The following is a 12,727-nucleotide window of genomic DNA, read 5'->3' as shown; positions in this document are numbered from 1 at the left end:
TAGAGTCCAAGGTCATGGAACCGCCGGAGGTGCGCCTCGAGAACAGCGACACCGTGTACGACTTCTACCGAGATCATCGCCAGAACCGGCTGAAAGCGTGGGGTGCGTACGCCATCCTCGGCCGCCGCTACCATCCCCGGGTCAGCTACGCCGAAGGGGCGCGCGAAGCGCTCCGCGCGGTGATCGAACAGGGTCGGCCGCTGCTGATCGCGATCAACCACCTATCCGAGAACGATCCCTACACCGTCGCCGCGGCGGCCTGGCGCAGCGGCCTGCGGCGGGTGATCGGGCGGGTGCGCGTGCTGGCCAAGGACGAGCTGTTCGTCGACCCCGACCAGCGCCGCAAGATCGACATGATGGGCGGCATCCCGGTGTTCCGCGGCAAGGACCACGGCATCCGCGCGGTGAACGCGGCCGGCCAGCGCATGATGGACATCTGCGCGGAGCGGATGGCTCGCGGCGACGGCATCGCGGTGTTCCCCGAGGGCACCTGCAACGACATCGACCCCACCCAGGTGCAGGCTGTGGGCAGCGGCATCGGGCACATCGCGTTCCGCGCGATGAAACTCGGCGCCGAGCCCGCGCTGCTGTCCATGGGGCTGAGCTACGGGCCGCGCCAGGACCCGGCGGTGCAGCCGACGAAGGAGGAGGCCAAATCGGCCAGCTTCTACTTCGGCGTTCCGGTGCTCGACCTACCCGCCCGGCCCGGTGACATCGCCCGATTGGTGCGCAAGGACCTGCAAGCGGCGCTCGACGGCGCGGTCGGCGCGTACTGAGCGGTCATGCCTACGCCTCGCTGGCGCTCGGCTCCGTCATGACCGCACCGGCGGCTGTGTCGATGGTTCGCTCGCTGCGCTCGCTCACTGGGGCAGGTTCAGCCGGTCGCGCGCCCAGTGCGGCACCATCACGAGGTATTCCGGGCGGGTCTCGATGAAGTGGTGGACCGTGCGGCACATGGGCAGCGCGCCGAGCTTGTCGTCGCGGGTGCTGTTCAGTGCGGTCTCGACCAACAGCCGCGCGTAGCCCTGGCCCTCGTACCGCGGATAGATCTCGGTGTGCACGAACGCGCGTTCGGAGGCCGTGTCCTGGTATTCGGCATAGCCGGCGATCGCACCGTCGACGTAGATCTCGAAACGTTCCAGTGCGGTGTTGTTGCTGACCTCGGTCGACATGGCTCGACGCTACTCTGTGCACCGCGATCGGGGTAAACCACATGCTCGACCGGACCAAATCCCGCCACCGACTTGTCTGTCCCGGCAGGCCTGCGCAGAATGCTCTTGGTCGCCAGCCGGTTCACGCGCGAGCGCGGCGGGCCAGGGGAGGTACGGAACATGATGCGGACACTGCGGGTTTCCCGGGTCGCGGCCACCGTCGCCGCCGCGGCTCTGCTCGGCGGATCGATCGTCACCGGCCTCGCGAATGCCGCGCCGGGTGTCGTGTTCGGCGCGTGCCCGGACGGGTCCGTCACCGCCGACCGCGGCGTGCAGTGCGTCGTCGTCCGCGTTCCGATGGATTACGCCGAGCCGAACGGGCCGACGATCGAGGTGACCGTCAGCCGGATCGCGGCGACCGACACGCGAGAAGGCGTCCTGTTCGCCAATCCCGGCGGCCCCGGCGCCGACGCGCTGGACTACTGGGCGCGCCGGTCGGAGGCGTTCCCCGCCGAACTCGCCGCACACTATGACCGGATCGCGGTCCAGCCGCGCGGGCTGCGCTGGGCCACACCGCTGGAATGCGGGACAGGCACGAAAACCGCTGATGGGGAACAGGTCTCGCTGGGCGGCGGCAACCGCGACGCCATCAAGAAGGCTTGCGACGCCGCGCAGCCCGGCTATCTGGACACCATCACCACCGAGAACACCGCACGCGATCTCGACGCCGTGCGTGCCGCGCTCGGGCTGGAGCGGATCAGCTACTTCGGCACGTCCTACGGCACCTACCTCGGCGCGGTGTACGCGACCTTGTTCGGCGATCGGGTGGAGCGAATGATCCTGGACTCCAACGTCAACCCGGACTGGGTGTGGACCGAGGAGTTCGCCCAGCAGCAGGTGGCGGGCAAACAGCGCCTCGACGATCTGTTCGCCTGGATCGCCGAGCACAACGCCGAGTACCGCCTCGGCGACACCGCCCTGCAGGTCTACCGGACGTGGGTCCAGCTGGCGGCCGCCCAGGGCGGCGGCTGGTACGCCAACCTGACGCCGCCGCCAGCGAGCCTCGCCGACCTGCCCGGTGCGCTGCCCGAGCCGCTGGCCGAGATCGCCAGGGGCGGCTACGACGGCAGCGTCGAGCAACTGGGCAAATTGCAGAACCTGCTGCGCACCTTGGTGACCGGTGGCGTCTCCGCGCAGGTGCCGTTGCTCGGGGCCACCACGGTGGCCACCTACACCCGCGCGTTCTGGCCGACCTTCGCCCGCGCGATGGCCGACGCCGCAGCCGATCCGGCGAACGTGCAGCGACTGCGTGCCATCGAGGGGGCGACCGCGACCGACTCCACCGGGCGGTTCGTGTTCAGCGCGATCACCTGCAACGAGAACGCCGTGCCCGGCAGGCCGGAACTGCTCGGTTCGGCGGTCGGCACCATCGTTTCCGGCGGCAACGCCATGGACGCACGCGCCGACTTGGTCCGCTCCGGAATGGCCTGTGGTTCCTGGAAGCCCGTGACGAAGCCGGTGCCGATCACCGGGGCGGGTCTGCGCACTCCGCCGCTGGTGCTGCAAAGCCGCCACGACGCGCTGACCAAATACGAAGGCGGCCCGGCCATGGCCAAGGCGCTGGGTGGGGCGCTGGTCACCGTCGAGGGCGGCGATCACGGCACGTTCGGTCGCGGCAATCCCGCGGTAGACGAGGCCGTGCTCACCTATTTGCGGACCGGGAAGGTCACCATCACACAGGCGGACCAGGCTCCGCTGCCGGGCAACTGAGCGCACCGAGCGGTGCTGCTCCGGTCTCTTTCTCCGGGGATCCTGGCGTTCCCATTGGCTCCGAAGAGCCCTCGACCTCAGTCATGCTGCCGGGACGTGCCAGGGCAAGGTCCAGCGCGCCGGATAAGCGGCTGCCTTGCCTTCACTCGGTCCGGCATGGGGCGCGCTGGTCGACGAGGTCGGCACGATGACCCGATGCCCGGCAGGCGCGTCGAACTCGAGCCTGCGCCGTTGTGGGCGCGGGATCGATCGATTCGGCCCCGGACGCGCTTCGGTGCGGGTGTGGGGTTGTGGACGCCGGACGTGACACCGTGGGTGTCGTCGGTCGCGCCGATCCCGATGCCGGGCGGCGGACGAGTCGTGGTGCGCCTGACCCGGTCGGGTCCGAGAATGTGGGGATGGCATCGGTATCCACTCCTCGGGTGATTCTCGCTCCCGACAAGTTCAAGGGATCGCTTTCCGCGCCGAAGGTGGCGGCGGCCCTGGCCGCGGGATTGACGCGGGGCGCGCCGGATGTCGATGCTCGGCTCGTTCCGGTCGCCGATGGTGGTGACGGCACGGTCGAGGCGTTCGTCGCCGCGGGTTGGACGCGCGTGGAGTTGACGGCGCCGGGACCGACCGGTGTGCCCCGTCGTGCCGCCTACGCCCGGCACGGGTCGCGGGCCGTCGTCGAACTGGCGGCGGTTGTCGGTCTGTCGGCCATGCCCGAGGGGCGGCTCGATCCGCTCGGCGCGAGCACGTACGGGTTGGGCGTGGTCCTGGCGCATGCCATGGACCATGGTGTGACCGACATCGTGCTCGGTCTCGGCGGCAGCGCCTCCACCGACGGAGGCGCGGGCATGCTGCGGGCGCTGGGCGCGCGCGTCCTGGACGCCGACGGGCGGGAATTGCCTACCGGCGGAGCCGCTTTGGCAAGCGCCACCGAATTGGATCGTTCCGCTCTGCACCCTGGCATCACCGCCACGACATTCACGCTGGCCTGCGACGTCGACAACCCGCTGCTCGGGCCGCACGGTGCGGTCGCGGTATACGCGCCGCAGAAAGGCGCGGGTCCGGCGGAGTCGGAGATGCTCGAATCCGCGCTCGCCACGTGGGCGTCCGTCGCCGGTCCTGACTTCGCAAACCATCCCGGTGCGGGCGCCGCGGGCGGCACCGGTTTCGGAGCGCTGGCCGTGCTGGGTGCGCGGGTACGCAGCGGCATCGAGGTCGTGCTCGAACTCCTCGAATTCCGCGACCTACTCGCCACCGCCACCCTCGTCGTCACCGGCGAAGGCTCGCTCGATCGACAGAGCTTGCACGGCAAGGCTCCCGTCGGCGTGTGCGCGGTGGCTCGCGAGGCGGGTGTTCCAGTGATCGCCGTGGTCGGCCGCACTCTCCTCGCGCCCGACGAGATTCGGGCCGCGGGCTTCGCCGACTGCTATGCGCTGGCCGACGTGGAACCCGACCCGGCACGCTGTATGACCGACGCGGCGTCGCTGCTCGAAGGCGTCGGCGCGCGTATCGCCGCCGAGCAGCTGACCTAACTCGCGGACGCCAACAGGTTCGCGGTCAGTTCGCGGCGGTGCCGGTCGCCCCACTCCTCGAGCGGGCGCAGGGCGACGGCGAGTTCCTCACCGAGCGGGGTGAGCGAATATTCCACCCGCGGCGGGACTTCGGGATAGACCTCGCGGTGCACCACGCCGCTGGCTTCGAGCTGGCGCAGATTCTCGGCGAGCACCTTCTCGCTGACCCCGGTGAGGAGCCTGCGGATCTGGCCGAATCGCCGCGGGCCCGTCCCGAGCACCCACATCAGGTGCAGTTTCCACTTCCCGCCGACGACATCGATGGCGACCGTCATGCCACACACATCGTGATCCGCGTCACTGCTCACGTCCACCGCGCTCCTCTGACCTGTTTTCGAACCTCGAGGTAAGCAACCGCACCCGCACGTTCGGTCTTCCCGACTCTACCTGCGGGAACGACGATGAATTCCGGCGCCGACAGCAATGCGAACGACAACCGAAGGGACACATCATGTCCGAGCAGACCACCACACGCGCCGTCTCCGTCATCGGGCTGGGTCCGATGGGCCAGGCGATGGTCCGGGCTTTCCTGGACGCAGGCGTGGAGGTGACAGTGTGGAACCGCAGCCCCGAGAAGGTGGACGCCATGGTCGAACTGGGCGCGAAACGCGCCGCGACCGTCGCCGACGCGCTCGACGCCAACGAGGTCACCGTGCTCAGCCTGACCCACTACGCGGCCATGTACGACGTGCTCGGTCCGGCGACCGATCACCTGAACGGCAAGGTGATCGCGAACCTGTCCTCGGATTCGCCGGAGAAGGCCCGCAAGGGCGCGGAGTGGGTTCGCTCGCACGGCGCGCGGTTCCTCTCCGGCGGCGTCATGTCGGCCGGGGACAACATCACGCATCCGGCGTCGTACATCTTCTACAGCGGCCCGCGGGAGGTCTTCGACGCCCACGCCGAGCTGCTGCGCCCGTTGAGCCCGCAGGAGTACCTCGGCGCCGACGACGGCCTGGCGCAGGTCTTCTATCAGGGGCTGCTGACCATCTTCCATCCGTGGCTGCTCGCCTTCGACCAGGCGACCGCGATGATCGATCGCTCCGGCCACGACATCGCCGCGTTCGTCCCGTTCGCGATCCGTTCGGCCGCCGCGTTCCCGTATTTCATGGAGGAGTTCTCGGTCGCCAACCAGAACGGCGGATGGGCCACCCTTGCCAGCCTGAAGATGATGGACGCGGGCGCCCAGCACGTCATCGATGCGAGCGAGGAGGTCGGCGTCGACGCGACGCTCTCGCACACCTCCCAATCCTTCTGGCGCAAGGCGGTCGCCGCCAGCGAGCAGGCGGGCAAGGCGGTTTCCACCTACGCGCTGATGCGCGGCGACGCCTGATGCCCGCGGACGGGTAGGCCGCGCCCCACCCCGCAGAGTCGGCCGCGCCTGCACCGTCCTCCCCGCCTACTCCGGCGTCCACGCCTACCCCGCCTCCCGGTCCGCCATGTCCGCCGCGCCGATGTGAAGCGAAAGAGAGAGCAGTGCTCTTGACTTCACCGCGGCAAACGTGGAACACTTCTCGCTATAGAGAGCAGTGCTCGCAAACGAGGAGTAGGAACTATGGACCACAGCACCCGCTACATCGGACCCGCCGGACTGGATTTGGTCCTCAACCGGATCTTCGATCTGCTGCCCAAGCTGGGCATCAGCGTGATGGGTTCGCGGCTGCTCGCGGTGCGCGGGCGCAAGAGCGGTGAGTGGCGGACCACGATGGTCAATCTGCTGGTGCGCGAGGACGGCGAGCGCTTCCTGGTGGCGCCGCGCGGGCACACGCAGTGGGTGCGCAACCTGCGGGTCGCGGGCGGGGGCGAGCTGCGGCTCGGTCGCAAGGTGGAGGCGTTCACCGCCACGGAGGTGGCCGACGCCGACAAGGTGCCGCTGCTGCGCCTGTACCTGCAGAAGTGGGGCTGGGAGGTCGGCAAGTTCTTCGAGGGCGTGACCAAAGACGCCACCGACGCGGAACTCGCCGCCATCGCGCCCGGGTTTCCGGTTTTCCAGCTCGCCAAGTGAGCCGAACCCGCGCGCGGAGCCGGTTCGATCAGGCCGAGCGCGCCAGGAATTCGATCGCGGCGGCGTAGCCCTGGATCCCCATGCCCGCGACCACGGCGGTGGCGATCGGAGAGATGTACGAGTGGTGCCGGAACTCCTCACGCGCGTGCACATTGCTGATGTGCACCTCGACGATGGGGAGTTCCGGAATCACCAACGCGTCCCGCAAAGCCACCGACGTATGGGTCAGTCCGCCGGGATTGATCACGATGCCCGACTCGGCGCCGCGCGCCTGATGGATGCGATCGATGAGAGCGCCCTCGGAATTGGACTGGAAGGCGACGACCTCCCGGTCGAACTTCGCCGCGGTCCGCTTGCACAGTTCCACCACGTCGTCCAAGGTCGCCGACCCGTACACCTCTGGTTGCCGGGTGCCGAGCATGTTCAGATTCGGGCCGTTGAGGACGAGGATCGGGCCCGGCGTCGCGCCGACGGTCTCAGCCATGCACGCAACAGTAGACCCGACCCGGCATGGGCGGAGGGCGCGGCTACAGCCCCTGCGGTCCTTCCGAGCGCAGGTCGTCGACCTTGCGCATCGCGACGCGCAGTTCCTCCAGCCACGCTTCCGCGTGCTTGCCCGCCAGCTTCACCGTCCAGGCCAGCGCGTCGGCGCGGGAACGGGCCACGCCCGCGTCGACCAGGGTGTCGAGCACCTTGCGTTCCGGCTGACGCAGCCGGGTCATGACGGGAACGGCCAGGTGGGTGAACATGATCCGCTCCCCGTCCACCGATACGCCCCAGGCGACGCTGCGCCGGTAGCGGTGCTGCGCTTCGTTCGCGATCTGCATGCGAGCGGGGCGGGTCGACTCGCGGAACCGGGCCACGGCGCCCTCTTTGGTCGCGCGCGGAACTTCGTCGGTCTGCGCCTCGGCGTCGTCGTCCTGCCGCTTCTCCGGCTGCGGGATCGGCAGCTCACCGATGACGACGATCTCGTCCCGGTCCACCTCGATCACCGGCGGGCCGGTGAACCAGTCGCTTGGCAACCTTCCGGCGAACCAATCCGGCACGTCCGCCGGGTCCGGCAGGTCCGCCTGCTGCCAGCCGCCCGGTCGTCCGAAACCGCGCCCGCGGTGTGTGTTTCTCATGGGACAGTCACCTACTTACTGTGGTGCTCGACTTTCATTGATTACAAGATTACTTCGCAATCGCGCACAGGGGTTCCGCTCTGTGCGAACAGGGGCCCGCGCGCTTCGATCGGGGCGCGGAGGGGTATTTATTGATCCGAAACGTCCGGTACGGCGGTAACCGCACGGCTTTTGATGAAGGCCGGTACGGTAGCGGCGCCGGTTTGCCTTCGTGCGGCTGGGCGATGATCATGAAAGGCCCCCCGAGATGCGAGATCCCGGGGCAAAATTGGGATGCTGAGCATGGGTAACGTCCGCGCTACGGAGGCATCGCGGTCTGGTCTTTTTCGGGTACGGTGGTCTTGTTACTGGAGTGACAAGAGTGAAGAGTGGGCGACATGGATGTGTGGGGATCCCGCCGCTTTCGCGTTCGGGGCGCAATGGCACTCATGGCGGTGGCATCGCTCGCGCTCGCGATCGGGTCGTGTGGGATACACGAGAAGCAGAATGAAGCCGAGGTAGTCGTACAGCGCTTCACGGATCTGCTCGACGATCAGGACTACGCCAAGGCGGCGGACCTGACGTCGTACCCCACTGCGGCTTCGGCAACGATGAAGCAAATGTTCGAGGGGCTCCAGCCCGGCAAGGTCGACTACCGCAAGACCCAGTTCATCGGTCTGGACGCGCAGTCGGCGATCTTCAGCATGGACGTCGAGTGGAGCTTCGGCGAGAAGAAGACCTGGAACTACAGCCTGCAGGGCAACGTGCGCAAGCTGGCCATCGGCTGGCGGATCTCCTGGGAGCCCGCGGTCGTCATGCCGCAGCTGGCGCACAACCGGATGGTCCGGCTGGTGCGGACGCTGCCCTCGCCTGCCCCCCGGGTCAACGACATCGTCGGTGAGCCGTTGATGACCGAGCAGGTCATCAACGTCATCAAGCTGGATCCCGCGAAGATGCCCGACCCGGTGGCCTCGACCGACGCACTGGCCAAGGCCATCGAGCCGGTCGCGCCGCTGATCACCGGGCCGTCGCTGATGCAGCAGCTGGCCAGCTCGCAGGGCAAGCCGATCATCGCGGTGAACCTGCGCGAGGGTGACTTCGCCATCCTGGAACCGCGCATGGCGCCGATTCCCGGCGTGGTGATGGAGAAGCAGCCGCGGCTGATCTCCGCCGACCGCAGGGTCTGGTCGCCGATGCTGGACGCGTTGCGCAAAGTGCAGCAGGAAAGCCAGGAGGCGCACTCGGGCTGGGGTGTCCAGCTATTCGAGCGGGACGGCCGGTTCATCACACAGCTCGCCGGGCAGCAGGGGCCGCCGGGACCGGACATCGCGGGCACCATGGACCAGCGCTTGCAGCGCGCCGCCGAGGACGCGGTGGTCAGCGTGGGCACGCCCGCCTCGATCGTGGCGATCCAGCCGTCCAGCGGAGCGGTGGTCGCGGTCGCGCAGAACAGCTACGCCAGCGAGCACGGCCCCGTGGCGTTCACGGGGTTGTATCCGGTCGGCGGCGCGATGGAACTGTTCCGCACGGTCGCGGCGGTGGCCAAGGGCAAGGCGCCGCACGAGGTCTCGGTGCAGGACGCGGCCGAGGCGGCGACCGCGCTCGGCGTCGGCATCGACTTCAAGGTGCCCGGCTTGGACGAGGTGACCGGTCGGCTGGCCGTGGCCGGCCGCAGCGCCGAGCAGGTCTCCCAGGGCGCCGGTTCGGACGCGGTGCTGGCCAGCCCGTTCGGCATGGCGATCGCCGCCGCCACGATCGCGCGCGGCTCGGTGCCGCCGCCGATGATCGAGGTCGCCCGGCCGAGCACCACCGACGCCCAGCTGGCTCCGCTGTCGCCGGAGACCACCGATCGGCTGCGCGGCCTGCTGCGCGACGCCACGAACGCGCCGGAGCTGGCAAGCGTGCGCCGCTACCGGGACGTCAACGCGTTCGCCGCGATCGCCGGACGGGACGGATGGCTGATCGGGGGCATGGGCGATCTGGTCTTCGCCGTGCACATCAAGGACGTGGACAGCAGGGACGCGACCGCGCGAATGGCGGCCAGGATGCTACAGGCGCTGGCGACCCCGGAACCGTGATCGCAGGGCGCCGAACGCGGCGCGCCACCCGAGCAGGAACAGCGCGAGCACGGTGCCCGCGACCAGCACGAAGCTGACCGCCGTGCCCTGACCGCTGACCACGCGCAGCAGCATCCCGCCGACCAGGGTGCCGATCCAGACCACGACACCGGTGGGCCACAGGGCCGTGCCGTCGAACCGGGCTTCGTCGGCCCCGCGCCGCCATCGGCCGGACGCGGCGATCAGCCAGCCCGCGGCCAGTCCGGTGGCGAACGGCCAGAGGGTCCGCAGCAGTCCGGCGAGCACGGCTTCGTCGTGGCTGCGCCTGCCGATCGCGCAGAAGACGACGACGAGCAGCGCATCCGTGACCAGCGGCAGCAGTTTCCTCACGCGGGCAAGCGTAGTGCGGCCACAGCTGCTCACAGCCGCCGCTGCTCGAATTCCTTCTCGAACTCCGCGTCCTCGGCCTGCCGGGTGCGGAACAGGAACAGGAACACGATCCAGCCGGCGATGGCGACCAGGATGAAGCTCACCATCCGGTAGACGAACGCCGCGGCGACCGCCTGCGCGGCGGGCAGGCCCGCGGCGGCGGTGAGACCGTAGATCAGCGTCGCGTCCACGTAGACGATGCCGCCGGGTGCGAACGGGATCGACCCGACCGCCTTGCCGACGGCGAACGCGAGCAGCAGACCCGCGATCCGCGGATCGGCGCCGACCGCGTAACAGGCCGCGCCCAGGCAGGCCACGTCGGCGAACCGATGGACCAGCGCCCACACCGCCACCAGGACGCCGTCGCGCTTGCCGAGATCCACCGACTCCAGCTGGTCGAGCACCTCGGCGATCTTGTTCGTGCCCTGGTCCTGCGGGCGCTTGCGCAGCCGATTGACCAGCGCGAGCTGCCTGCGCAGCAGCGATTCGAGCGAACCGGGATTGCGCGAGACGTAATTGCCCGCCCACACCAGCGCCACGACGGCGGCCAGCGAGAGGATCAGCTTCAGCGGGCCGACGGTCCCGCCCGCGAGCAGCGTGCCGCCGACGCCGAGCAACGCCAGCCCCACCGCGGCGACCACACCGGAGAACACCAGTTGCCAGGAGGCCACGATCGGACTCGCGCCCCAGCGCCTGGTCTGCCGATAGGTGAACGCGGTGGAGAACACCTGGCCCGCGGGCAGGGTGACCGACATGGCGGTCGCGCCGTAGACGACCGCGACGGACTTCCGCTGACTCACCGCCACCCCGCCCGCGCTGAGCAGCTGTTTCTGCACCCTGGCGAAACCGCTCATGGATACCGCCTGCAGCCAGATCGCGGCCGCGAGCCAGCCCCAGTGGATCTCGGTGAGTTTGCGCCAGGATTCGTGCAGGCGGGGCCACAGATACACGCTCTCGGCGATCAGCAAGGCCAGCAGGGCGGCTCCGAGCACCCATTTCAGCCACCGGAATCGGCCACGGCGGGCATCCGCCGTGGGCGGCGGCGCAGGTTCTCCTGCCCGTTCCCCGTTGGCCGTCACGCGGTCAGCCTAACGAACGCGCCGTTTCGACATCGGTACCCTCGGGCGCGTCGTCGGCCCGTTCCCGTGGCCAGGCCAGGAGCGTTTTCCTGCGTCTGCCGCGCAGCTGTACCTCGTCGCCGGTTTCCCACTGCTCCTGCTCGCTTTCCTCGGCGAAATACAGCGCGCTGCCCGACGCCAGCGTCCGGCCGGGCCGTTCTTTGGCCAGTTCGGTCAGCCGGGACGCCTCGTTGACCGGGTCTCCGATCACCGTGTATTCGAAGCGGTTCGCGGCACCGATATTCCCCGCGACGGCCAGACCCGCGGAAACGCCGATTCCGATGTCGAGGCCGGGAACCTCGCGCAGGGTCTCGCGCAGTTCCCGGGCGGCGGCGAGGGCGGCGGTCGGCGCGTCCGGCCGATCCAGCGGCGCGCCGAAGATGGCCAGCGCCGCGTCGCCGACGAATTTGTTCACGAAACCGTGGTGGCGGTCGATCACGTCCACCACGATCCGGAAGAACTCGTTGAGCAGGCTCACCACCTCGGTGGGCGGGCGCTCGGCCGCGGTCGCCGTCGAGCCGACCATGTCGACGAACAGCACCGCGACGAACCGGGTCTCGCCGCCGAGTTCGGTGCCGTAGTCCAGCGCCCGCTGGGCCACGTCCTCGCCGACGTGCTGGCCGAACAGTTCTTGCAGCTGGCGGCGCTTGGCGGCCTCCTCCATCATCCGGTTGAAGCCGACCTGCAGCAGCCCGATGACGCTGCCGTCGAAGACCTCGACCTGAACGTCGCGCGCGCCCGCCTGCACCCGGTCGATGGCTTGGCTGAGCTGGCGCACCGGGTCGGAGATGCTGGAACCGGTGAGCATGGACAGCGCGAGCGCCTGCATGATCACCACGCCGCACAGCAGCAGGATGGACAGCGCGAGCGACTGCGCAGAGAACTTCACATCCGAGGAGATCTGGGTGACGCACAGCAGCACGATCGCGATGGTGGGGGCGAAGGTGCCCAGCCCCCAGGTCATCGCCATCCTGGTGCCGATGCCGGGGGTCAGGGTGTGGTCGAAGGTCCCCTCGGTCAGCGCCTGGGCCGCGACCGGCCGCAGGATGCGTTCGCCCAGCATGTAGGTGAACCCGAACACGAAGGTCGCGGCCATGCATTCGGTGACGACGACCGCGCCGGCCAGCGCCGGGGTGTCCCTGATGATCAGTGCGGCGAGGACGGCTCCGCCGATGAACCACAGCGCGAGATGCAGGATCGCCTGACGCAGCGGGGCGTGCAGCGCGGCCATCTGCTCTTGCCTGCTGGGCGGTCCGCCGCGCATCTGCCAGCGCATCACCGGCCGCAGCATCAGAGCGGAGGCGGCCACGCTGAGCAGGCCGCCGGTCAGGAAGACCAGGGCCGGGATCAGCAGGCCGGTGCGCCTGACACCGGAGGGCTCACCCTCCGGGACGGGTAGCCCGTACTGGATGAACGCCCATACCAGAACCGCGCCGAAAGCGTTCGCCAGCAGCATCGATGTCAGGTACAGCGGCCAGCGCGTTCGCATGGTCTGTTTGACCGCTTCCAAGGGCGCCGACACCAGACCAATCTAG

At 69.2% G+C, this 12,727-nt stretch carries 13 protein-coding genes; 6 read left to right on the top strand and 7 right to left on the bottom strand.

Annotated features, from left to right (window positions below; genetic code table 11):
• The first annotated feature begins 14 nt into the window (after positions 1 to 14).
• Positions 15 to 776: a lysophospholipid acyltransferase family protein gene (locus ON34_RS27400; RefSeq protein WP_040785003.1), complete on the top strand. Its 762-nt coding sequence runs from the start codon at positions 15 to 17 to the stop codon at positions 774 to 776.
• Positions 777 to 860: 84 nt separating this feature from the next.
• Here the strand turns inward: ON34_RS27400 and ON34_RS27395 are convergent, their stop codons facing one another.
• Entirely contained in the window at positions 861 to 1,172 is a 312-nt protein-coding gene (locus tag ON34_RS27395; RefSeq protein WP_040784797.1) for a GNAT family N-acetyltransferase, read from the bottom strand.
• A 159-nt stretch (positions 1,173 to 1,331) separates the two neighbouring features.
• Between ON34_RS27395 and ON34_RS27390 the strand changes: the two genes are divergently transcribed.
• Positions 1,332 to 2,921 (top strand): alpha/beta hydrolase, encoded by a 1,590-nt coding sequence (locus ON34_RS27390; protein WP_040785002.1) that lies wholly within the window; start codon positions 1,332 to 1,334, stop codon positions 2,919 to 2,921.
• Between the two features lie 398 nt (positions 2,922 to 3,319).
• The gene (locus ON34_RS27385) at positions 3,320 to 4,444 is read left to right on the top strand and encodes a glycerate kinase (RefSeq protein ID WP_040785000.1); all 1,125 of its coding nucleotides are present in this window, start codon (positions 3,320 to 3,322) and stop codon (positions 4,442 to 4,444) included.
• Here ON34_RS27385 and ON34_RS27380 read toward each other — a convergent pair.
• Positions 4,441 to 4,758: a winged helix-turn-helix transcriptional regulator gene (locus ON34_RS27380; RefSeq protein WP_051023229.1), complete on the bottom strand. Its 318-nt coding sequence runs from the start codon at positions 4,756 to 4,758 to the stop codon at positions 4,441 to 4,443. The genes ON34_RS27385 and ON34_RS27380 overlap by 4 nt on opposite strands.
• Between ON34_RS27380 and ON34_RS27375 the strand changes: the two genes are divergently transcribed.
• The gene (locus ON34_RS27375; RefSeq protein WP_444543834.1) at positions 4,680 to 5,813 is read left to right on the top strand and encodes an NAD(P)-dependent oxidoreductase; all 1,134 of its coding nucleotides are present in this window, start codon (positions 4,680 to 4,682) and stop codon (positions 5,811 to 5,813) included. The genes ON34_RS27380 and ON34_RS27375 overlap by 79 nt on opposite strands.
• A gap of 222 nt (positions 5,814 to 6,035) precedes the next feature.
• Positions 6,036 to 6,485: a nitroreductase/quinone reductase family protein gene (locus tag ON34_RS27370; RefSeq protein WP_040784789.1), complete on the top strand. Its 450-nt coding sequence runs from the start codon at positions 6,036 to 6,038 to the stop codon at positions 6,483 to 6,485.
• Positions 6,486 to 6,513: 28 nt separating this feature from the next.
• Here ON34_RS27370 and aroQ read toward each other — a convergent pair whose 3' ends face one another.
• The gene (gene aroQ / locus ON34_RS27365; protein ID WP_040784787.1) at positions 6,514 to 6,969 is read right to left on the bottom strand and encodes a type II 3-dehydroquinate dehydratase; all 456 of its coding nucleotides are present in this window, start codon (positions 6,967 to 6,969) and stop codon (positions 6,514 to 6,516) included.
• Between the two features lie 43 nt (positions 6,970 to 7,012).
• Positions 7,013 to 7,609: an ATP-binding transcription factor AbmR gene (gene abmR, locus ON34_RS27360; RefSeq protein ID WP_040784784.1), complete on the bottom strand. Its 597-nt coding sequence runs from the start codon at positions 7,607 to 7,609 to the stop codon at positions 7,013 to 7,015.
• Between the two features lie 428 nt (positions 7,610 to 8,037).
• Between abmR and ON34_RS27355 the strand changes: the two genes are divergently transcribed.
• Positions 8,038 to 9,666 carry an NTF2-like N-terminal transpeptidase domain-containing protein gene (locus tag ON34_RS27355; RefSeq protein ID WP_245548221.1) on the top strand — a complete coding sequence of 543 codons (1,629 nt, stop codon included), beginning with the start codon at positions 8,038 to 8,040 and terminating at the stop codon, positions 9,664 to 9,666.
• Here the strand turns inward: ON34_RS27355 and ON34_RS27350 are convergent.
• The 3 genes from ON34_RS27350 to ON34_RS27340 are packed head-to-tail and all read right to left on the bottom strand — an operon-like array spanning position 9,637 to position 12,681.
• Positions 9,637 to 10,035 (bottom strand): DUF3054 domain-containing protein, encoded by a 399-nt coding sequence (locus ON34_RS27350; RefSeq protein WP_040784783.1) that lies wholly within the window; start codon positions 10,033 to 10,035, stop codon positions 9,637 to 9,639. The genes ON34_RS27355 and ON34_RS27350 overlap by 30 nt on opposite strands.
• Before the next feature lie 29 nt (positions 10,036 to 10,064).
• Positions 10,065 to 11,153, bottom strand: a complete 1,089-nt coding sequence (locus ON34_RS27345) for a lysylphosphatidylglycerol synthase transmembrane domain-containing protein (RefSeq protein WP_040784781.1) — start codon at positions 11,151 to 11,153, stop codon at positions 10,065 to 10,067.
• A 4-nt stretch (positions 11,154 to 11,157) separates the two neighbouring features.
• Positions 11,158 to 12,681 carry an adenylate/guanylate cyclase domain-containing protein gene (locus ON34_RS27340; protein ID WP_085997153.1) on the bottom strand — a complete coding sequence of 508 codons (1,524 nt, stop codon included), beginning with the start codon at positions 12,679 to 12,681 and terminating at the stop codon, positions 11,158 to 11,160.
• Positions 12,682 to 12,727: the final 46 nt, after the last annotated feature.

Origin of the sequence: Nocardia pneumoniae NBRC 100136 (assembly GCF_000308755.1) — a bacterium.
In the GTDB taxonomy this organism is placed as follows: Bacteria; Actinomycetota; Actinomycetes; order Mycobacteriales; family Mycobacteriaceae; genus Nocardia; species Nocardia pneumoniae.
This window is presented reverse-complemented; position numbering and strand designations above follow the sequence as displayed.